This window comes from Reichenbachiella sp., assembly GCF_033344935.1.
Taxonomy (GTDB): Bacteria; Bacteroidota; Bacteroidia; order Cytophagales; family Cyclobacteriaceae; genus Reichenbachiella.
Window position 1 is genome coordinate 4,288,442 of sequence record NZ_JAWPMM010000001.1, and the last position, 20,567, is coordinate 4,309,008.

The 20,567-nt window shown below is 39.0% G+C and carries 16 protein-coding genes; 10 read left to right on the plus strand and 6 right to left on the minus strand.

The window, feature by feature from the left end; genetic code table 11:
* Nucleotides 1-739: 739 nt before the first annotated feature.
* Complete coding sequence (locus R8N23_RS18480) at nucleotides 740-2,425, plus strand: AMP-binding protein (protein ID WP_318173086.1); 1,686 nt, start codon at nucleotides 740-742, stop codon at nucleotides 2,423-2,425.
* A gap of 75 nt (nucleotides 2,426-2,500) precedes the next feature.
* Complete coding sequence (locus tag R8N23_RS18485) at nucleotides 2,501-3,415, plus strand: DUF3078 domain-containing protein (protein WP_318173087.1); 915 nt, start codon at nucleotides 2,501-2,503, stop codon at nucleotides 3,413-3,415.
* A gap of 56 nt (nucleotides 3,416-3,471) precedes the next feature.
* Here the strand turns inward: R8N23_RS18485 and R8N23_RS18490 are convergent, their stop codons facing one another.
* Nucleotides 3,472-4,224 carry a pirin family protein gene (locus tag R8N23_RS18490; protein ID WP_318173088.1) on the minus strand — a complete coding sequence of 251 codons (753 nt, stop codon included), beginning with the start codon at nucleotides 4,222-4,224 and terminating at the stop codon, nucleotides 3,472-3,474.
* 136 nt (nucleotides 4,225-4,360) lie between these two features.
* Here R8N23_RS18490 and R8N23_RS18495 point away from each other — a divergent pair, with 136 nt between their 5' ends.
* The 5 genes from R8N23_RS18495 (at nucleotide 4,361) to R8N23_RS18515 (ending at nucleotide 9,564) form a co-directional block, all read left to right on the plus strand.
* A complete protein-coding gene (locus R8N23_RS18495) occupies nucleotides 4,361-5,233 on the plus strand; it encodes a diacylglycerol/lipid kinase family protein (protein ID WP_318173089.1) in 873 nt (290 codons plus the stop codon).
* Between the two features lie 59 nt (nucleotides 5,234-5,292).
* Entirely contained in the window at nucleotides 5,293-6,084 is a 792-nt protein-coding gene (locus tag R8N23_RS18500; protein ID WP_318173090.1) for a hypothetical protein, read from the plus strand.
* 85 nt (nucleotides 6,085-6,169) lie between these two features.
* Nucleotides 6,170-7,948, plus strand: a complete 1,779-nt coding sequence (gene typA, locus R8N23_RS18505; protein ID WP_318173091.1) for a translational GTPase TypA — start codon at nucleotides 6,170-6,172, stop codon at nucleotides 7,946-7,948.
* 140 nt (nucleotides 7,949-8,088) lie between these two features.
* Nucleotides 8,089-8,763 carry a hypothetical protein gene (locus R8N23_RS18510; RefSeq protein ID WP_318173092.1) on the plus strand — a complete coding sequence of 225 codons (675 nt, stop codon included), beginning with the start codon at nucleotides 8,089-8,091 and terminating at the stop codon, nucleotides 8,761-8,763.
* A 9-nt stretch (nucleotides 8,764-8,772) separates the two neighbouring features.
* Nucleotides 8,773-9,564 (plus strand): substrate-binding periplasmic protein, encoded by a 792-nt coding sequence (locus tag R8N23_RS18515; protein WP_318173093.1) that lies wholly within the window; start codon nucleotides 8,773-8,775, stop codon nucleotides 9,562-9,564.
* A gap of 34 nt (nucleotides 9,565-9,598) precedes the next feature.
* Here the strand turns inward: R8N23_RS18515 and bshC are convergent, their stop codons facing one another.
* The 5 genes from bshC to R8N23_RS18540 all read right to left on the minus strand — a co-directional run bounded on the left by bshC (nucleotide 9,599) and on the right by R8N23_RS18540 (nucleotide 16,236).
* Nucleotides 9,599-11,173 (minus strand): bacillithiol biosynthesis cysteine-adding enzyme BshC, encoded by a 1,575-nt coding sequence (gene bshC, locus R8N23_RS18520; RefSeq protein WP_318173094.1) that lies wholly within the window; start codon nucleotides 11,171-11,173, stop codon nucleotides 9,599-9,601.
* A gap of 91 nt (nucleotides 11,174-11,264) precedes the next feature.
* Nucleotides 11,265-12,581 (minus strand): 30S ribosomal protein S12 methylthiotransferase RimO, encoded by a 1,317-nt coding sequence (gene rimO, locus R8N23_RS18525; RefSeq protein ID WP_318173095.1) that lies wholly within the window; start codon nucleotides 12,579-12,581, stop codon nucleotides 11,265-11,267.
* 125 nt (nucleotides 12,582-12,706) lie between these two features.
* The gene (locus R8N23_RS18530) at nucleotides 12,707-14,086 is read right to left on the minus strand and encodes a TolC family protein (RefSeq protein ID WP_318173096.1); all 1,380 of its coding nucleotides are present in this window, start codon (nucleotides 14,084-14,086) and stop codon (nucleotides 12,707-12,709) included.
* Nucleotides 14,087-14,232: 146 nt separating this feature from the next.
* Complete coding sequence (locus tag R8N23_RS18535; protein WP_318173097.1) at nucleotides 14,233-14,946, minus strand: ABC transporter ATP-binding protein; 714 nt, start codon at nucleotides 14,944-14,946, stop codon at nucleotides 14,233-14,235.
* Nucleotides 14,947-14,985: 39 nt separating this feature from the next.
* Complete coding sequence (locus tag R8N23_RS18540) at nucleotides 14,986-16,236, minus strand: efflux RND transporter periplasmic adaptor subunit (RefSeq protein ID WP_318173098.1); 1,251 nt, start codon at nucleotides 16,234-16,236, stop codon at nucleotides 14,986-14,988.
* Nucleotides 16,237-16,774: 538 nt separating this feature from the next.
* Between R8N23_RS18540 and R8N23_RS18545 the strand changes: the two genes are divergently transcribed.
* From R8N23_RS18545 to R8N23_RS18555, 3 genes are read left to right on the plus strand one after another with little or no spacing between them, the layout of a single operon-like run.
* On the plus strand, nucleotides 16,775-18,754 hold the full coding sequence (locus R8N23_RS18545; protein ID WP_318173099.1) for a BatA domain-containing protein: 1,980 nt from the start codon (nucleotides 16,775-16,777) through the stop codon (nucleotides 18,752-18,754).
* Nucleotides 18,754-20,016, plus strand: coding sequence for a dihydroorotase (locus tag R8N23_RS18550; RefSeq protein ID WP_318173100.1), 1,263 nt, complete (start codon nucleotides 18,754-18,756; stop codon nucleotides 20,014-20,016). Before R8N23_RS18545 ends, R8N23_RS18550 begins: the two co-directional genes overlap by 1 nt.
* A 5-nt stretch (nucleotides 20,017-20,021) precedes the next feature.
* Nucleotides 20,022-20,555, plus strand: coding sequence for a DUF4199 domain-containing protein (locus tag R8N23_RS18555; protein WP_318173101.1), 534 nt, complete (start codon nucleotides 20,022-20,024; stop codon nucleotides 20,553-20,555).
* Nucleotides 20,556-20,567 lie beyond the last annotated feature (12 nt).

Here is a 20,567-nt window from a genome sequence, read left to right on the forward strand (position 1 = left end):
GAAAAGACGTTCTTTTGTTTAATACTGTAGGGTGATGAAACAGGCAGCCATGCCCTCCTATCTCGGGGGTGGAGATTCGGGATAAATCGCTCCTTGCGACTAACTGCTCCGTGGAGGTTCGAATCCTTCTCCTACAGCTATCATTTTTGGGTTAATGTTGTTTAATGAAAGAGTCTGGTTTTTCCAGACTTTTTTCATTTATGACCTTTTGGTCCTAAAAACCCTCATTACAACGCTCCTTATCGTTAACGATGTATAATTCGCAATTTGAACACCCTAAACCAACACTCAATTACGATATTATCAATAAATGTAGCAACAAAATAAATGATATCTATTTATTCGCTCATTTTTATGAAATATTTTCAACATTCAAGTGGTTTTACTACCTTTGAATTATCAAAACAAACGAAAAGACGTTCTTTTGTTTAATACTGTAGGGTGATGAAACAGGCAGCCATGCCCTCCTCTCTCGGGGGTGGGGATCTGGGACAAATCTCAACTTGAGACTAACCTCTCCGTGAAGGTTCGAATCCTTCTCCTACAGCTATCATTTTTGGGTTAATGTTGTTTAATGAAAGAGTCTGGTTTACCAGACTTTTTTCATTTCTACCTATTTGTAATTAAAAGTACCATTCACTTTTTTGATAATTCCACTGTCATTAAGCATCTTTAGAAGATTTTTATGTTTTCATCCAGATTAGAGATGAAAACTATCTTCACGCATTAACAAAACAAAATGGCTACGCATAATTGGTTTCAACATTACCCTAAGGGAGTACCTCATACTATCAACCCTGATGAATACAAATCTCTCCCGGATCTATTCGAAACAGGTTTTAGTAAATATCAGGACTTACCAGCCATGGAAAACATGGGCAAATGTTTTGCCTATAGTGAACTAAATGAAAAGGTAGATCAATTTGCTGCTTTTTTACAGAACCACACGAACCTAGAAAAAGGAGATCGAATTGCCTTGCAAATGCCAAACCTCTTGCAATATCCCATTGCCATGTTCGCTGCACTAAAATGCGGTCTGGTTGTGGTCAATACAAATCCTCTTTATACACCTGATGAAATGAAGCATCAGTTCAATGACTCTGGAGCCAAAGCCATTGTAATCCTTGAGAATTTTGCATGCAATCTTGAAGAGATTCTATCTGATACTTCAATAGAAACAGTCATTACTACCGAAATCGGAGATTTACTTGGAGGGCTTAAAAAGACCATCACCAATTTTGTAGTAAAAAGAATCAAAAAAATGGTTCCTCCATTTTCATTGCCCAATGCAGTCAAATTCAACGATGCATTGAAACTTGGTCAATCTAGTTCGTTTCAACGTGTTGAAGTTACGGGTGATGACCTCGCATTTCTTCAGTACACCGGAGGTACCACTGGTGTTTCTAAAGGCGCCATGTTGTCCCACAGAAATTTAGTAGCCAATCTCGAACAGGTCTGCGCATGGATGAGTATTATGCTTGAAGAAGGAAAAGAAACGGTCATCACAGCCCTACCTCTATATCATGTTTTTGCCTTGACCTGCAACTGTCTGGTCATGTTCAAATTAGGTGCTAAAAATGTGTTAATCACTAACCCTAGAGATATGCCTGGCTTTGTGAAGGAACTAGGTAAACATCAGTTCTCTGTTATTACAGGAGTAAATACATTGTTTAATGGGTTACTTAACCAACCAAAGTTCTCAGCATTGGATTTTTCAAAACTGAAAGTAGCATTTGGTGGAGGAATGGCTGTTCAAAAAGTAGTTGCTGAGAAATGGTTGAATACTACAGGAGCACCATTAGCTGAAGGTTACGGGCTAACAGAAACTTCTCCAGTATTGACTACAAATCCACTAGATGGAACAGATCGTGTGGGCACTATTGGTCTCCCCATCCCAAGCACTGAAATCATCATGCTTGATGACGATGGCAATGAAGTAAAACAAGGAGAGCCAGGAGAGCTTTGTGCCAAAGGTCCACAAGTGATGAAGGGATATTGGCAAAGACCTGAAGATACTGCCCAAGTGATGCATGGCGAATGGTTCAAAACGGGAGACATCGCAACCATAGACGGTGATGGTTTTATCCGAATAGTGGACAGAAAAAAGGAAATGATTTTGGTGTCAGGATTTAATGTTTATCCAAATGAAATTGAGGATGCAATTGCCAGACATGAAAAGGTATTGGAAGTGGGTGCCATTGGTGTTCCTGATAAAAAATCTACCGAAGCAGTTAAAGTATTTATTGTCAAAAAGGACTCATCACTAACCGTGGAGGAGGTCAAAGCCCATGCTCATGAAATATTGACTGGCTACAAATGTCCTAAACACGTCGAGTTCACATCGGAGTTACCTAAATCCAACGTGGGTAAAATATTGCGAAGAATACTGAAAGAACAAGATGCAAAGATTAACAATTATGATTAACCCCAGATACAGCAGAATTAACACTTTCTTTTAGTTTTGCCTTTTGATATATCTAAAATAATTAATCTCAACTTTATGAAGCCATATATTTTTATTATCCTACTATCCTTGCCCATAACTTTATTGGCACAAACAGACACCACCTACTGGAACAAAGGTGGTAAGTTCGGAATCAATTTTTCTCAAGCTACACTCACCAACTGGGCAGCTGGCGGTGGAAATACTGTAGCGGGATCTGTGTATTTCAACTATATAGTCGATTATCAAAAAGGTAGTATACTCTGGCAGAATACTATTGACATGGGTTTAGGGTGGATTAAAGAAGCCAGATCTGAGCAGCAAAAAGCTGACGATAGATTAGTACTTACATCAAGTTTTGGCAAAAGGTTAATCCCAAACAATAAGAAATGGTTTTATAATGCTACTGTAGATTTTAGAACTCAATTCCTTGAAGGATATGACCCAGAAAAGGATCCGAACCAAAATAAACCAATTTCCAAATTTATGGCCCCAGGTTATCTCATGACCTCTATTGGTATCGATTGGAGACCAAATGACAACTTCAATCTAACGCTAAGCCCAGTCACTGGAAAATTTACATTTGTACAAGACGATTCACTCTCTGCTGCGGGGGCTTTTGGTGTAGATCCAGGGGAAAAATTTCGTGCTGAGTTTGGTGCCAGTTTGAAGGCCAGTTACAATAAAGAGATTTTTGAAAATGTTCAATTTACTTCCAATCTTCTTCTGTTTTCAGACTACATGGACAATCCAGGCAAAATAGATGTGAACTGGGAAAACATACTCAACTTAAAAGTCAATAGCTGGCTATCGGCTAATATATATAATCAAATCATCTATGATTATGATATTAAGTTTTATGAGGTTGATTCCAATGGAAATGACATCCTATCGACCGCAACAGATAAATGGCAATTCAAAAATATCATTAGTCTAGGCCTTGCAGTTCAATTTGGTGGAAAGAGGGGCTAGTTAATTAGCTCTCATCAAAAAAAGGGATTTGACTAATAGTCAAATCCCTTTTTTTATTAAAATGTCTGTCCTTCAGCATACGTCCGATAAGAAACTTTAGCAGGCGATTGTATGACAAACAACTTAGCAGACGTCGAAAAATCTATAGTCAGTTGTGACTCTTCTCTAAGTACCAAAAAGTCATTAGGAACAACAGAGCCATAACCAGTTTGTCCTTCACCTTCTAGCACATATACCGTATAAATAGAGTCGCTATCCAAATCCATTTTCCAGCTTCCGGATATATTAGAAACTTCCCTAATCTCTACTCCTTCAGTATCAATTTTCATAGGAGAACCCTCTCCTATTATGGTTTTAATACTTCCGTTACCAGTTTCAGTCACTGGAAAATCTGAAGCCGTAATATCTGAGTAAGAAGCCTCTTTTTTAAGTGACTTCGTTAGATCAGGATCAAACCAAATTTGAAAGAACTCTCCACCTGGAAGCACTTTTTCTGCATGAGAAATTCCATTTCCCGCTCTGATCACCTGCGCATCACCTGCGTTCAAATCTAGCCATCTGTCATATTTGGTGTCATAGTGTGAGATTTTCCCACTGATTACATATGACATTATTTCAAAGCCCTGGTGCGGATGAGTATCAATTAATCCTCCAGCATCCGACCATGCATGAGCCCAATAAAACAAATTGGACATAGAATTGGCTCCACCTGGCTCATGAGGAAATCCTATGGGCTTGTTCTCTCTAATCCTACCAAAATCAAATGCTCCTTGAGCTTGATGATGTTTGCTTATTATCTCTACACTCATGATTCTATAAACGTAATAATTTATATGTTGTTACATATATTGTAATTACAAATTATTTTTTTGTTAATATCAGGTTGTTTTAGCACCCATATCTATAATTGCATTAATCTCAACGCTGAGAAGGTTTTCTCATACAATGAACAAACAGCATATTCTTTTTATCATCAATCCAATTGCAGGTGGCGGGAAACCGTTGGACTGGGGCTCCTTAATTCATACATACCTGGATGGTTCAAAATTTAATTATCAAATCGAATACACGCAAAAGCAGGATGATGCCACCAAATATTCAAAATATGCTGTAGAGAATAATATTGAAATCGTATGTGCCGTTGGCGGGGATGGTACGATCAATGAAGTGGCTCAAGGAATAGTCAACTCCAACACCGCCTTGGCCATTATCCCTCGCGGCTCAGGCAATGGTCTGGCTCGCCATCTTTCCATCCCCATGAACACTATTGATGCGATAAAGAACCTTAATCATTCATCCATTTATTCAATGGATACATGCTATCTCAATAGTAAGCTTTTTCTGTGTGTGGCCGGTATCGGTTTTGATGCGCATATTGCCAAAGTATTCGATGAGTATGGTAAACGCGGCCTCATCTCCTATGCTTGGCTTTCGTTCAAAGAATTTTTCAATTACCAACCCAAGAGATACAAATTGATCACGAATGAAAAGGAAATAAACACTGAAGCCTTTTTAATAAGTTTTGCGAACGCTTCACAATTCGGCAACAACGCCTACATTGCCCCCAATGCCCAAACCAATGACGGCCTAATAGATCTGATCATCATAAAACCATTTCCTCTTTGGGCCACTCCGGAAATCTTATTAAGATTATTTAACCGAAGTATACATAGGTCAAAATATTGTGAGGCTCACAGCATTAAGAAACTTCACATACATTCTACTACCGATATCGCGCATATTGACGGCGAACCGGTCCAGTTAGCTGGTTCTACGAAAATTTCAATTCTACCAAATTCCATCAAAATCGTATATTAGGTTATTTAAACTCCTTTGGGATATATTTGTTTGAGCGCTTTATCATTGAAAGTAAGTGTATGAAAATTGATCTGAACGAGATTTGGGAATTTATGGAATTGGCGCCAGAGCCAAAAACTGCCAAAGCCGGTGAACAATGGATCTATGAACTCGTCGCAGGCAACATCACAATTTCAAAGCTCAAGTCAAAAGATATCCTCAACCTGAAAAAAGAAGAAAACTACGACACGGAATTGCTTCCTTCTATTTTCACTTTTCGTGAAATACTCTGGCAACCCAATGTTTATACCCAACCTGCCTTATGTATTCCTCAGTTAAATATCCTCAAGGTATTCTGTGAAGACTATGTAGCTGAAATGAAAAAGGAGCAAAATGGAGATATTTGGCCATACTTTGATCTTTTAAATGGTCTGGCACAATTCTGCAAAGAGGCTCTAGACCGCATGCAAACTGAAAATGATGCAGGTGAGATTCGAATATCCTCCATTTTAGGAGATCTTCGCAAGAAAGCTTTTCCTGTCATTAAATTCTTCATCTTTCACCCGATGAATCGGAAGGATTATCAAATTGACGCACTAAACAGACTCAACTATGCAGTCAAGATCATGCTGACTCAGTACAACAACAAATACTATGACCTACGAGATCCATTTTGGAATGTCAGCGTTGGGAACCCACAAAATTTTATAGCAAAAACAGCAACAGAAGAGCAAATAGAAAAAACCATTGAACCCTCAAATTTAAGTCCCACAGAAGCACCTTCGGAAACGCTCGATACTCCATTTCCCAAAAACAAGGTAACTGCTCCTATTACTGCGGATTCCATAGATAGCGAGCTGGAGGAACTTTAACCTACTTAATTAATCGTGAATTAATCTTCTAAGCCCTGTTCTTCTCATTAATTAGACGTAATTTTGCGCTTTAATTTTTAGAAGGATGACAGAAATCAGAAACGTTGCTATCATAGCACACGTTGACCACGGCAAAACTACCTTGGTCGACAAGATCATTTACGCTGCGCAAGCCAATGATGCAAAAAGAGCACAAGACAATAACGAATTGATCTTGGATTCAAATGATCTTGAAAGAGAACGTGGGATCACGATTCTTTCAAAAAATGTATCTGTAAACTACAAAGGCACAAAAATCAACATTATCGATACTCCTGGTCACGCCGATTTCGGCGGTGAGGTTGAGCGAGTATTAAGTATGGCTGATGGTGTAATTCTTTTAGTCGATGCATTTGAAGGCGCTATGCCTCAAACAAGATTTGTATTGGGCAAAGCCCTATCCCTTGGCCTGACTCCTATCGTAGTGGTCAACAAGGTGGATAAAGAAAACTGTCGTCCTGACGAAGTACATGAAGAGGTTTTCGACTTGATGTTCAACCTTGAGGCCACAGAAGAGCAATTGGATTTTCAAACGCTCTATGGTTCTTCTAAAAATGGCTGGATGAGTCATGACTGGAAAAACGAGACTGGTACTATTGATCCACTATTGGACACTATTCTAGAAGCTATTCCTGCTCCTGAGAAAAAAGAAGGTGTACTAAGAATGAAAATTACTTCATTGGACTTCTCTTCATTTACAGGTAGAATCGCTATTGGTAGAATCCACCAAGGATCTATTTCTGTAGGTGAAAGCCTTGGTCTAACTAAGAAAGATGGCACCGTCAAGCGTGTAAGAATAAAAGAACTTCACGTTTTCGAAGGGCTTGGCAAAAGAAGTGTTGAAAAAGTGGAATGCGGAGATATTTGTGCCGTAACCGGAATTGATGATTTCGAAATTGGTGACACGATTACTGACTTTGAAAATCCAGAGCCATTAGAAAGAGTAGGTGTAGATGAACCTACTATGAACATGCTTTTTACGATCAACAACTCTCCTTTCTTCGGTAAAGAAGGAAAATTTGTTACTTCTCGTCACCTGAGAGATCGTTTGATGAAAGAAACAGAGAAAAACCTGGCACTCCGTGTAGAAGAAACTGATACTGAGGATAAATTCTTAGTCTATGGACGTGGAGTACTTCACTTGTCAGTTTTGATCGAAACGATGAGAAGAGAAGGCTACGAATTGCAAGTAGGCCAGCCTCAGGTAATCTATAAAGAAATTGATGGTGTAAAATGTGAACCTGTAGAGCATTTAGTTATCGACGTACCAGAGGAAACCTCTGGAAAGGCGATCGAGTTAGTGACCAAAAGAAAAGGCGAACTAACCATCATGGAGCCTAAAGGTGATGTGCAGCACTTAGAATTCAACATCCCAGCAAGAGGTTTGATTGGCTTGAGAAACCAAGTATTGACGGCTACTGCTGGTGAAGCTGTAATGACTCACCGTTTCAACGGATATGAGCCTTACAAAGGAGATATTCCAGGCAGGTTGAATGGTTCTTTAGTTTCCATGGAAACTGGACCGGGTACAGCTTATTCAATTGATAAACTTCAAGACCGAGGAATATTCTTCGTAGATCCGGGAGAAGACCTTTACATTGGTCAAGTAATCGGAGAGCATTCAAGAGCAAATGATTTGGCTATCAATATCCAAAAAGGTAAAAAGTTGACCAACATGAGAACTTCTGGAACGGACAACAATGCCAAAATTATTCCTGCTAAAAAATTCTCGCTGGAGGAAGCGTTGGAGTACATAGGAAAAGATGAATATGCTGAAATCACTCCTGTATCATTAAGAATGAGAAAGATAGATTTCAAGCCTTAAGTTTAAAATACTAAAACATTGAAAACGGCAACTCCTAAGAGTTGCCGTTTTTGTTTACAAATGCTTCACATTGTTTAGTAGCTAATTGTCAATCAAATGGTTATTTTAGTTGAATAATACATTAGATATAAAGTCACTACATGCCATCTAAACTAAGCTCACTTTCAAAAAGAGTATTACTCATCGTCATACCTTTCATTATTTCTGTCCAAGGCTGTGCTCCCAGCTTTACATCCTGGCAGAGCCCTAACTTTAAAGAACACGAATTCAAAAAGATCGTGGTTATTGGCATGTTTAAGCGACTGAATACGCGAACCAGCTTTGAAGAGGAAATCGTCAAGGCCTTTGAAGCAGAGGGTTATGTCGCTGTACATGGCATGTCAGTCCTTCCTCCTAGCTATCAACCTTCTTCTAGTGAAGATCTTGAAAGAATTCTGAAACAGGAAGATTTTGACCTGGTACTTATGGCAAGTGTAGCTGACAGGTCTAAAGAAACTCAATATCATCAAGGCAGCACCTACTATGGCGGATATAGAGGATATGGAATGTACAACTATTACAACTATGGCTATGGTTATAACATGTACTACGGTGGCTATGGATATGGCTGGTCAGATCCCGGGTATTATTCTACCAGCGTGGTAGATTTAGTAGAAACCAAAGCATTTGATATTTCAGGCAAAACCAAACCAGAAGAAGCCAATATTTGGGTTGGCCAATCAAAAATCACAGAAACTACCGATATGCGCAAAGCAGCTCGGATCTATGCCAAACAACTTATAATAGACTTTAAAAAAAGAAATATAATTAACTAGAACACACCTATGAAGACCATCAAAATCTTACTTATAGCAATCGTAGTCCTCCTCTCGAGCGATCTAGTTGCTCAAAAAAGACTCACTAAAATTATAGAAAGTGGTACCCTACGCGTTGGACTAACGGGCAACCAGCCCCCTTTTTCCATGAAAGACAAAAATGATCAGTTGATCGGGTTTGACGTGGACCTGGCCAACCTCATCGCCACTTCTATGGAGCTTGAATTGAAATTTGTTGAGATGTCTTTTGCCGAATTGCTCCCAAATCTAAAAGAGGGAAAAATTGACTTGGTAATATCAGGCATGACAATTACTCCAAGAAGAAATGTAGAGGTAGCCTTTGTAGGTCCATATATGATCTCTGGTAAGTCCATATTAACCAATGAAAAAACATTGGCTAATGCTACCAACCCACAAGACATTGATGCTGACTTACGTGTTGTGACATTGGATGGATCTACCAGTGAGAAATTTGTTGAAAACTATATGCAGCATGTAAAGGTGGAATTGGTTCAAAACTATGAAAATGCCATTCAAAAAATCATTAAAGACGAATCTGATGTCATGGTTGCCGATTATCCAACCTGCGCCTATGCCATGCTGAGATATCCAGACAAAGGCATGGTTATGCTAGACAGACCTTTAACGATCGAGCCTATTGGTATTGCGCTGCCTTACGACGATGCCCTGTTTGTCAATATGATGGACAACTTCATAGAATCTTTGGAAGCTACTGGTGTCTTGGTTCTGATGGAAGAAAAGTGGTTTGAAAATCCTTATTGGCTACTTGAATTAAAATAAGTCAGTTCGTCAAGCTAAAATATAAAGCAACTCCCTAACGAGTTGCTTTATATTGCTGTTTCAGCACATGCATGCTCAAATCAAATGCATCGAGTGATTGTAAAATCTCTTTTATGAAATTGGGGTTGTTTAGGTAGAAATTGAGGACGTTGTCGTGTCGCTCTTGCAACCCTCCTCCAGGGAATAATTTCTCCTTCAATGCGCCGATCTGATTCAAGGCAGTTTCATGCTTTTGCTCCTCAGATTTTTTAAGTCTTTTGGCAATGTTATCTAGTCCCTTTGCTGCTTTGGCATGCTCAGCTGCTATAAACCCTTTCAAAGAAGCATCAACCGTTTCTGCTTTTGCAATGAGCATATCATACACTTCTTTCAAATCGTCCACTTCGCCGTTTAGATTCATTTCATTTTCACCATGTTTAGCAAGGTAAGCTGCCCTCAGATCCTCAACATCTCTAAAAATATCAGTAGTAGACAGTTCAAACTTTTCCATTTTTTTAATGGAGGCAGCGTTTATGTACAGCGCAAAGTTTCTAGGTAGCAGTATAGGAAAGGCCGTTTCATAATGCTCAAACACTTTTGGCAATTGCAGCCAATAAATCATTTCCGCTGGACCTCCGACATAGGCTAGATTGGGCAGAATAAGCTCTTGATACAATGGCCGCATCACTACATTTGGGCTGAATCGTTCTGGGTGATTATCCAATTCTGAAAGGATTTCAGCTTCAGTGAACTTTAGTGATGTATTATTTACTTGGTAGGCATTGTCCTCTTTAAGAATTCGTTCTCTGCTTCCCTCCTGCAAATAGAAAAAATTGATTTCGCGAGAATAAATCTGAGGTGAGTAACCAGCTTCCTCTATTTCACGATTAGTGGCTTCTACCAAATCATTGGAGCGACTGCGAAGCAATTCATCCTTAATGACCGGCGCAAAAAGTCTTTTGAGTTTGGGGTGGTCGGCATCTACTACCACCACGCCCTCATCAGCGAACAGCTCATTTATGTAAAATCGAACAGCATCAGCGAGGTTATCATTTTCCAAATATGCCTTCTCGAACAGCTCCGTTTTCTCTGGGAGTGATTCTAAAACTTCTTTTAATCCATCATTCTTGAACCTACCCACAGCCCCTTTTTGCTCAGTTTGCCATTGATATTTCTTCCCAAACAAGTTGAAATGCGATATTTCATCAAAATCATGGTCCTCAGAAGCCATCCAATAGACCGGAACAAAATTGTAAGCAGGGTACTTTTCTTTGAGCGTTTTACAAGCATTGACTACTGTAGCAATCTTGTATATGAAATAGAGTGGGCCGGTAAAAATATTGAGCTGATGGCCGGTGGTGATGGTGTAGGTTTTTGATTCTTTTAAGCTGTCGAGGTTTGAACTTACGCTAGCTGATTGGCTTATCTTGGCGTATTGCTCTTCCAGCACCTGACAAAGCACTTGTCTATTTTCATCAGCAAACTGTTTTCTACTGATTTGCTCCTCAAAACACTCCACTTTTGGTCGAAGGCCGTAAAATTTTTTCAGTACTGATTTGTCATCCAAATAGTCTAAAAAGAAGTTTGAGAAGGATTGGGTATCGCGTAGATCAATTTTTTCTACCTGCATGCTTTGTCAAGGTTTTTCTAAATATAAAAAAGATGCATGGGTTTACGCACAGACTGTAAATAAGATGCTGAAATGGTTTAAAACCATTCAATTATTCAACAACCGGCTCGCCATATAGGTCGAACGGTTCTGCTGCAGTAATTTTGATATTGGCAAAGTCACCCACTCTAAGGTAATGATCCTTGGCACTGATCAATACTTCATTGTCCACCTCGGGTGAATCGAACTCTGTCCGACCTACGAAGTAATCGCCGTCTTTTCGGTCAATCAAAGTTTTGTATGTGTTGCCAACTTTTCCTTCGTTGATCTCTAAAGAGATGCCCTCCTGCAATTCCATCAAAGCATCCACTCGCTCGTTTTTCACCTCTTCTGGCACATCATCATTCATGGTGCCTGCATGCGTATCTTCTTCGTGCGAATAGGCAAACACTCCCAAACGATCGAATCGACTCTCTTCCACAAAATCCATAAGTTCTTGGAAGTCTTCTTCTGTTTCTCCTGGATGCCCCACGATCATAGTAGTTCGAATGGCAATGCCTGGAATTTGTTCTCGGACCTTCTTAAGCAGTTTGGTTGTCTTTTCTCTGTCAGTTCCCCTTCTCATTAACTTCAATACTTTTGACGAACCATGCTGCAATGGAATATCCAAATAGCTACAGATATTCTCTTTCTCAGCCATCACTTGTAGTATATCCTCAGGGAATCCTGTCGGAAAAGCGTAATGCAACCTGATCCAGTCCAAACCTTCCACTTCAGACAGTTTTTCAAGAAGTTCTGCCAGATTCCTTTTCTTATATAAATCCAACCCATAGTAGGTAGAATCCTGCGCAATCAGTAAAATCTCTTTGACTCCATTTTTCACCAGGTTCTTTGCCTCTGTCACCAATTCTTCAATCGGACGCGAAACATGCTTGCCGCGCATCAATGGGATAGCACAAAACGAACAAGGCCTGTCACAGCCTTCTGCTATTTTCAAATAAGCGTAATGATTGTCTGTGGTGATTTGGCGTTCACCAATCAATTCGTGCTTGTAGTCAGCTTTGAACTTGGCCAGAATCGACTTTAAGTCAGTAGTACCAAAGTACTCATCTACATCTGGTATTTCTTTAGCCAAATCATCCTTGTATCTATGAGACAAACATCCCGTGACATACAGTTTTTCTATATGGCCTTCTTGCTTGGCATCTACAAACTTGAGAATGGTATCAATCGATTCTTGCTTGGCATTTTCGATAAATCCGCAGGTATTCACGATGACGGTAGTCACATCATTTTTTTGCGACTCATGCACGGCATCGATATTATTCCCCTTCAGCTGCGTGAGGATTACTTCAGAGTCTACCAGATTTTTAGCACACCCTAATGTTACCACATTCACTTTCTCCTTTTTTCTGCCTTTAGTCTTCAATGCCTTTGGATTTTATTGAAGTGCAAAATTACTCTATGTGCATTAGAAACCCTATTAGGAATAGACAACAAAAAAACCGCCCCTTTGCAGAGACGGTTTCGAGTTGGAGTTTTGAGTTTTAACCTTTATAATAAACCTCTATAAACATCGAGGATTTTCTTTCTGAATATGATGCTGTATTTGGCATTCACGAGTTCTATTTCTGCCCTATTTTTATTATTTAAGCTTTCGAGATAAGTATAGAAATCAGTGTTTCCATGTTCATACCTAGTCTTCACAAATTCAAATGACTGATTCAAAGCCACCATGTTGTCTTCAGCGGCTTTATAAGTTTCTTGGGCGTTGATCAAATCTAAATAAACTCTTTGGACAGTATTGGTCACATCCAATTCCGCTTGGTCCAGCTGTAACTCAGCGTTCTCTTTATTCAGTTTTGATACCTGCGTATTTGTTTTGTTTCTATAATTATTGAAAATTGGAACAGTTAGTCTCAATTCAAGTCCCTTATTTGTCAGGTTTTCATACTGCTCACCTATTGGAATAACCTGGTCTGCATTATCTCTTAGAAGTGAAGAATACTGCGTTGAATAGTCACCAATCAAACTGACAGTTGGAACCATTGAAGTTTGCGTTCTTTTGAAGTTATAATGTGCAGCATTCGCATTAGCCATCGCACTTTTTAATGATGGAGAATAAGCACGACTCTCTTCTAAAACTTCCGCATACTTTTCTTTCTCCAGGACACTTTCTACTTCTTCATCAAATGGATATGGAGCGACTTCATAATCCCTTGAAACTTCGATTTGCAATATCTGCAACAAAGTCAATTGATCTGTTAATAATTGATTTTGCAAATTCACCAACCTTAAATTTTCATTGGCCAACTGCGATTGAAAATTATAAACTTGCTCGAGGTTCCCTACACCGACAGAATGTCTTTTCTTTTCCCTTTCCAATTGCTGTGAAAGCAAATCAATTCGCGCCTCTGATATTTTGATATTCTCTTTATCCAAAACCACAGCGAGGTAAGAGCCCAAAACCGAAGCTTGTACCGTTTGCTCTTGTGCCTTAATCAAGTTTACATTTGATTCCAAAGCTAGAGAAGTGGCTTTCTTGTTATAAAAATTATTCATTCCATTAAAGAGAACCATGTTGGCTGAAACACTTAGGAAACTACTTTCATTAGAGCCCGTAGCAAATTGACCAATATTACTATTAAAGCTTGTTCCATTATTTAAGCTGAAATTACCAAAACCATTAACATTCGGTAAAAAATTCATAATGGACTGAAAATTATTTGCCTTGGCTATATGTGCATTGTTTCTCGTTTGCTTAAGCTGAATATTATTTTTCATCGCTATGGCAATACAATCGTCCAATGTCAATATCTTTTTCTCTGCTGGTTTATTAACCGTAGTAGAATCCTGATTTTGTCCAATAGACTCCAAACCAGTCGCCACCACTACCATCAATAGAACCATCCTTTTCACTATTGCTATCTTCATTTCATTCAAGTTTTCAAGTCTTTGAGTAAACCTTGGGGTGAGTTGAGTTTGAGTCTTGTCCCTGGGGTTCGGCCGCAATAAGCCAGCCGATGTTCCATTTTACAGAACACCGACTACCTTATAGAGCAGTTGAATTGGTAATTATTTTAAACTAATGCCTTGTCCTTAGCATTCACATTCTCTGATACGATCTGTCCATCAAACAAGTGAATTACTCTATCCGCATATTCAGCATCTACCGGTGAGTGAGTTACCATCACTACAGTAGTACCTTGTTCGTTTAGGTCGCTCAGAAGTGTCATTACTTCTTGGCCGTTTGCCGAATCCAAGTTACCTGTAGGCTCATCGGCAAGGATCAATTTTGGCTTGGCTACTACGGCTCTTGAGATTGCCACTCTTTGCTGCTGACCACCAGATAACTGCTGTGGGAAATGATTTCTTCTGTGCATGATTTTCATATGCTCCATCACTTCTTCTACTCTTTTCTTACGCTCAGAAGCAGAGTATTTCAAGTAGATCAATGGCAATTCGATGTTTTCGAATACTGTCAATTCATCAATCAAGTTAAAGCTCTGGAATACAAATCCGATATTCGCCTTTCTTAGATCAGCTCTTTGTCTTTCGCTGTAGTCAGAAATCTCTTCGTCTCTGAAATAAAATTCTCCTTCAGAAGGATTGTCGAGCAAGCCGACAATATTGAGTAAGGTAGATTTACCACAACCTGATGGGCCCATGATGGCAACAAATTCTCCTTCATTTACATTGAGGTTCACTCCTGCCAATGCAGTTGTTTCAATTTCGTCAGTGTAATAGAATTTCTTTAATCCGTCGGTTCTGAGTAGCGTATTCGCGTTTTCCATTTGAATATTGTTTAGTATGTTTTAGTTCTTTTTAATTGATTATTTAAATACCAGTCGGTCTTTATCTTCATATCCGTCGTAAGAAGAGACAACCACTTTTTCTCCAGGTTGCAAACCTTCTATCACTTCGTAGAATCTCGGGTTTTGACGACCCAATCTGATGTTTCTTCTGGTTGCAAACGAACCTGACTCGTCCACTACGAAAATCCAGTTACCTCCAGTAGTTTGATAGAAGCTTCCTCTTGGGATTTGTACCGCCTCGATGTTCTCACTCAGCTGGAGTTTAATTTGAAGCGTTTGTCCTCTTCTAATATCCTCAGGCAATGCGTTTTCAAATTTCAAATCCACAGAAAACAAACCGTTAATGACCTCAGGGTATATTTTATAAATTTTGAGTTGATGGGTTTGTCCAGCGAAGTCGAAAGTTCCTTGTAACCCTTCGTATATTCTGGCGATGTAATGTTCGTCAATTGTGGCTCTTACTTTAAAAGCATCCAAGTCATCAATCTGACCAATATTTTGACCTGGCATGATAGATTCTCCGATCTCCACGTTTACAGAAGATAAACTCCCAGAGATTGGTGCCTTGATATATAGATTATCCAAATTGCCTTTGATCATCTCCAAGTTTCTTCTAGTCCGCTCTAAAGTTTGAGTGGTCTGTCTAATTTGAGCTTCAGTAGCTTTTTGATCAAATGCCTGTGACTCAATTTCAATCTTTCTATTCGTTACTAATCGGTCGTACGCTCTTTTGAGGTTTAAGAACTCTTGCTCTGAAATCACTTTTTCATCACGAAGTTTAGCTCCTCTTTCATAAGCATCTTTAGCAGCATCAATATCATAATCGAGTGCAGTTAATCTTCTTTTGAGCTCAAATTTGTTTCGCTGAAGATTCAATTTCGTATTGGCCAACTCATTTACTAGTCTATAGGTCTGAGTTTCTTCTCTCACAAAATTCTGAACCAGATTGTTATTAGCTAACTTAAGAATTGTATCTCCTTTAGTTACCATTTCTCCACCTTCGAGATATTTTCTCTCCACATTTCCACCTTCAATAGCATCCAGTCTAATGGTTTTGATAGGCATCACATTCCCATCTACAGGTATAAATTCTCTGAATTGACCCTTTACCACATCCGAAACATTGATTTTCTCCGCTGATACATTGAGTTTAGATCCTTTATCCGCAAAGATGAAGTTGTATAATACAAAAGAGACAAATAGTGCTCCGAAGGAAATGGATGATATCTTCCCTACTGTCCATTTTTTCTTTTTAATCTTCTTATCCATTAGTTCATTATAATTTCAAGTTCGATCAGGGTATGCCAAGAAGAGTGCCATAATATTATCTCTCTGCCTATCAGTGAGTTACGGATTTAACACTGTCGTGCAATTGACCAAACTTGTTCAGGTATGAAACAATAGGTGTTCGTTTTTGACCACTTTTTGAATTAGATTGGAATTCTCCGTAGACAAGATGGGTGGGAGATGTCTTCTACAAAAAAGGACATAAAAAAAGGGTTCAAGACTCCTCCTGAACCCCAAGGTCAAAAACTCAAAATAAAAAGGACTAATCAAATCTTAATCCACAACAACAACACGAATATAAATACTCTATTGTTCAAATAAAAATACTCAGTTAAGTAATTCCCTATTTTACCGTTATACACCAATAAATAGTCTTCAATCTACCAAATCAATCATTTTTAGTTAAGATCTGTTCAGATTATACTAACCTTCTCAAGTGAAAAACGTGTATCCCACAGATTTAAAATTTGGCTCTTATTAATTCGAAAGACCAACAATTTTTAATATAGATTTGTCTCCAATGAACTTTACTTACCCGATCTTTTTGTGGGGACTTTCCGCACTCGCCATTCCGATTATCGTTCACCTATTCAATTTTAGAAAAGCCAAAAAGGTAAGTTTTTCAAATGTTCGGTTTCTAGAAAGTATCAAGAAGCAAAGTTCTTCCAATCTACGATTGAGACATTTACTCATATTATTCTGCCGGCTGCTATTTGTCTTCTTTCTTGTTCTCACGTTTACACAGCCCTTTATCCATGGCTCTGAAAATGGACTTCAAAACCGATCTGTACAACTTTATCTCGACAATTCTAATAGTTTGTCGAACCTCACAAAAAATGATATCAGTGGATTCAATGAGCTTATTGGCGTAGCACAGGAAGTGGTTAATTTATACCCTCAGGAAACTCAGTTCAACTTATTTACCAATGATTTTTTACCTGGGAGTAGTATTAGCCAGTCCAAAACAAAAACACTGGAAAGGCTAACAGAAGTTGAATATTCAAATTTGACGAGAAGTGGAAAAGAAATTTTCACCAAACTGCAATCAAGTGACCCTAATGAAAGCAAGGATGTATTTATCCTTTCGGACTTCCAGCAACCTACCACAGGCACCTTTGACGCTATCGTGGATTCAATAAATCAATACCATATCGTCGCTGTTGCTACTCCTGAACAACGAAACATCTCTGTCGATACTGTTTTTTTGACCAATCCATTTTTAGTACCTAATCAAAAAAACAGTGTACAGGTAAGACTCAAAAACCAAGGACCTTTGGTCAATGACTTACAGGTAAAGTTTTTCATCAACGATCAACAAAGTGCCACGACCAGTATTGACATAGAAGCAAATTCCAGTCATACTGTCATTTTTGAATTGTCAGGTCAATTGAACAAAACCAATAGGTGCCGAATTAGCTTTGAAGACTTTCCCATTACGTTTGATAATGACTACTATTTCTCTCTCAATCAAGCCGCTCAAATTAATATCGTCGAGGTGTCCAACCAGGCCGATAGCCCAGTAAGTAAGGTTTACAAAAACAATGATTTATTCAGTGTTGAATCCTATCAATCCGAAAGCATTTCTTATCCGGCGCTAGAGCGTGCAGATCTGATAGTAATCAATGGACTTAGCAAATTAGAAAATGGCCTAAAAGCTCAGATTGAAAAACATCTCACCAAAGGCAGCACGGTTATTTTTATTCCAAATGAAAACGCTGCGTCTTACCAATTTGCTTCATTCGCTTTAGAAAGAGACTCCTCAGTTTCTAAGTCACCTCTTTCGATTCCGGACATAAAAAATCCCTTCTTTGAAAATATTTTTGAATCCATAAGTAATGACACCCAAATGCCTAACGTATCAGCATCATTCAAATGGAGTGCAAACAATGTCCAATTACTAAAAACTAAAACGGGGCAACCCTTCCTAAGTCATCTGTTCCAAAAAGGAAATCTTTATGTATTTGCTGGTCCACTAGCCGCTCCTTATACCAACTTCCATCAACATGCCCTGTTTGTACCTGTCATGCACAGAATAGCAGAACAAAGCAGTACAAACCATCAGGCGCTGGCGTTCAATGTAGATCGCATTAACCTTACTCTACCCGTTGATAGTATTCCAAATGGCCAACTGTACAAACTTCAAAAAGAAGGCGCTGAGCTCATACCTTCTCAGCGAGTGAGTGCCAATGAATTGGTTTTGGATATGCCTAAATATTTATTGACACCAGGGTTTTATGATCTGACTTTAGGCGATCAGCTGTTTACGACTATTGCGTTTAACCATTCTAAAAAAGAATCGAATCTCTCCACGCTTCCTATAGAAGAAATCGAAGCGAGGCTTTCTGGAATTAAGCATTTAAACCTCTATCAACCTCAAGACGCAGCCTCATTTTCCAAAATCTTGAAAGAAAAATATCACCAACGTGAATTATGGAAATATACCTTAATTTTGTCCTTGATATTTCTTTTTGCTGAAAGTGTGCTACTAAGATTTTTATAATGAATATACTCCTCAGAGAAGCCAAAATCCTCGACCCCCACTCTCCTCATCACAATAAAGTAGTCAATATTCATATCAAGGATGGAAAGATTGTTTCCATTGACAATAAAGAGCATCGTGCGGATACAGTCATAGAAGCCAAAGGCAAGCTACTGACACCTGGGTGGTTCGACATGAAAGTCAATTTCAATGACCCGGGCAATGAACACAAAGAAGATTTGGCCAGCGGAGCCGCAGCCGCTGCTCAAGGTGGGTTCACCGGAGTTGCTACCCTGCCAAATACTGACCCTGTGGTACAAACAAAAGGGCATGTAGAATATGTCTTATCAAAGTCTAAGGCCTATTTAACTGACATTTACCCCACCGCCGCAGTTACGCTAGAAACTAAAGGAGAAGACCTAACAGAAATGTTGGACCTCCATGCAGCCGGAGCCATTGCCTTTACAGATGGTGAAAAACCAATCTGGCACACAGATATGATGCTGAAGTCATTGATCTACCTGAAAAAAATCGATGGTTTACTTATTAGCCAACCAGAAGATCAGTTGCTGACGAGATTCGGCTCTATGAATGAAGGAACGGTCAGTACTGTACTGGGCCTAAAAGGCATGCCGACCTTGGCAGAGCACCTAATGATCAAAAGGGATCTTGATCTGCTAGAATATGCAGGAGGAAAAATCCATTTCTCTAACATCTCTTCAAAAGAGAGTATCAAGCTGATCAAAAAAGCAAAAAAGAAAGGATATCAGATCACCTGCGATGTGAGTATTCATCACCTGGTACATACCGATGAAGATCTGATGAGCTATGATTCCAACTTTAAAATCAACCCACCTCTTCGAACCGAAAAAGATAGAAAAGCATTGATCAAAGGGCTTCAGGAAGGTGTGATAGACGCCATCGTTTCTGCACACACTCCACAGGATGAGGAAAATAAGAAATTAGAATTTGATCTGGCGGGGTTTGGCATCTCTGGATTGCAAACCATGCTTCCATCCTTGTTAGCCTTAGGTAAAGAATTGGACCCAACAGTCTGGATAGAAAAAGTGACTGCAAACCCCAGAACCATTCTCAAGTTGGATCCAGCGACTATTGATGAAAAGCAGGAAGCCAACCTCACGCTTATTGACCCAAAAGTCAAATGGATACTCAATGATGAGACCAACAAATCAAAATCAAGAAACACCCCATTCTACAATCAAGAACTGACAGGAAAAGTAATGGCAGTAATCAACGGCAATCAATTTCAAACTTTCGAATAATCCACATGAAACCATTATTTAAAGTTCCGCTGAAATTCGGACTTATTGGCGCGGTCATTAATATTGCCATGTTTTTTGTACAACATTGGACTGGATCTAATCCGCTCATGGAGATGAGAGTATTCGACTTTTTCATCATACCAGTATTCATCTTTTTTGGCATCAAAGAATACAGAGACACCTTCAATCAAGGGTTGATGGAATTCTGGCAGGGGATGACAGTGGGATTTTTTATTTATGGAAGTATAGCTGTTTTATACTCGATCTTTTTGTGGATAGCCTTACAATTTGCAGACCCTGATATGTTACAATCTTACATTACTGAAAGCTTGAATGTAATAAAAGAAAACAAAGATCTACTAACCGAAGAAATGGGAGCAGAAAGCTATCAGTCGTCGTACGATGAAGTAAGTAAAACTACAGCACTTGACTTAGCCACTGACAGTTTAGTCAAAAAAGCAGGTATTGGATTTTTGCTAACCAGCGTGCTTTCGACTGTTTTAAAAAAGCAACCAAAAAAAATTAGACTTGGCCGATAATTAGCTCGGCTT

What these genes read in the sequence shown, in the direction of transcription:
- R8N23_RS18550 (WP_318173100.1), top strand. Translation starts at nt 18,754, where the DNA reads ATGAATATACTCCTCAGAGAAGCCAAAATCCTCGACCCCCACTCTCCT.
- R8N23_RS18540 (WP_318173098.1), bottom strand. Translation starts at nt 16,236, where the DNA reads ATGGATAAGAAGATTAAAAAGAAAAAATGGACAGTAGGGAAGATATCA.
- typA (WP_318173091.1), top strand. Translation starts at nt 6,170, where the DNA reads ATGACAGAAATCAGAAACGTTGCTATCATAGCACACGTTGACCACGGC.
- R8N23_RS18480 (WP_318173086.1), top strand. Translation starts at nt 740, where the DNA reads ATGGCTACGCATAATTGGTTTCAACATTACCCTAAGGGAGTACCTCAT.
- R8N23_RS18530 (WP_318173096.1), bottom strand. Translation starts at nt 14,086, where the DNA reads ATGAAGATAGCAATAGTGAAAAGGATGGTTCTATTGATGGTAGTGGTG.
- R8N23_RS18490 (WP_318173088.1), bottom strand. Translation starts at nt 4,224, where the DNA reads ATGAGTGTAGAGATAATAAGCAAACATCATCAAGCTCAAGGAGCATTT.
- R8N23_RS18510 (WP_318173092.1), top strand. Translation starts at nt 8,089, where the DNA reads ATGCCATCTAAACTAAGCTCACTTTCAAAAAGAGTATTACTCATCGTC.
- R8N23_RS18545 (WP_318173099.1), top strand. Translation starts at nt 16,775, where the DNA reads ATGAACTTTACTTACCCGATCTTTTTGTGGGGACTTTCCGCACTCGCC.
- R8N23_RS18515 (WP_318173093.1), top strand. Translation starts at nt 8,773, where the DNA reads ATGAAGACCATCAAAATCTTACTTATAGCAATCGTAGTCCTCCTCTCG.
- R8N23_RS18555 (WP_318173101.1), top strand. Translation starts at nt 20,022, where the DNA reads ATGAAACCATTATTTAAAGTTCCGCTGAAATTCGGACTTATTGGCGCG.
- R8N23_RS18500 (WP_318173090.1), top strand. Translation starts at nt 5,293, where the DNA reads ATGAAAATTGATCTGAACGAGATTTGGGAATTTATGGAATTGGCGCCA.
- R8N23_RS18495 (WP_318173089.1), top strand. Translation starts at nt 4,361, where the DNA reads ATGAACAAACAGCATATTCTTTTTATCATCAATCCAATTGCAGGTGGC.
- R8N23_RS18535 (WP_318173097.1), bottom strand. Translation starts at nt 14,946, where the DNA reads ATGGAAAACGCGAATACGCTACTCAGAACCGACGGATTAAAGAAATTC.
- R8N23_RS18485 (WP_318173087.1), top strand. Translation starts at nt 2,501, where the DNA reads ATGAAGCCATATATTTTTATTATCCTACTATCCTTGCCCATAACTTTA.
- bshC (WP_318173094.1), bottom strand. Translation starts at nt 11,173, where the DNA reads ATGCAGGTAGAAAAAATTGATCTACGCGATACCCAATCCTTCTCAAAC.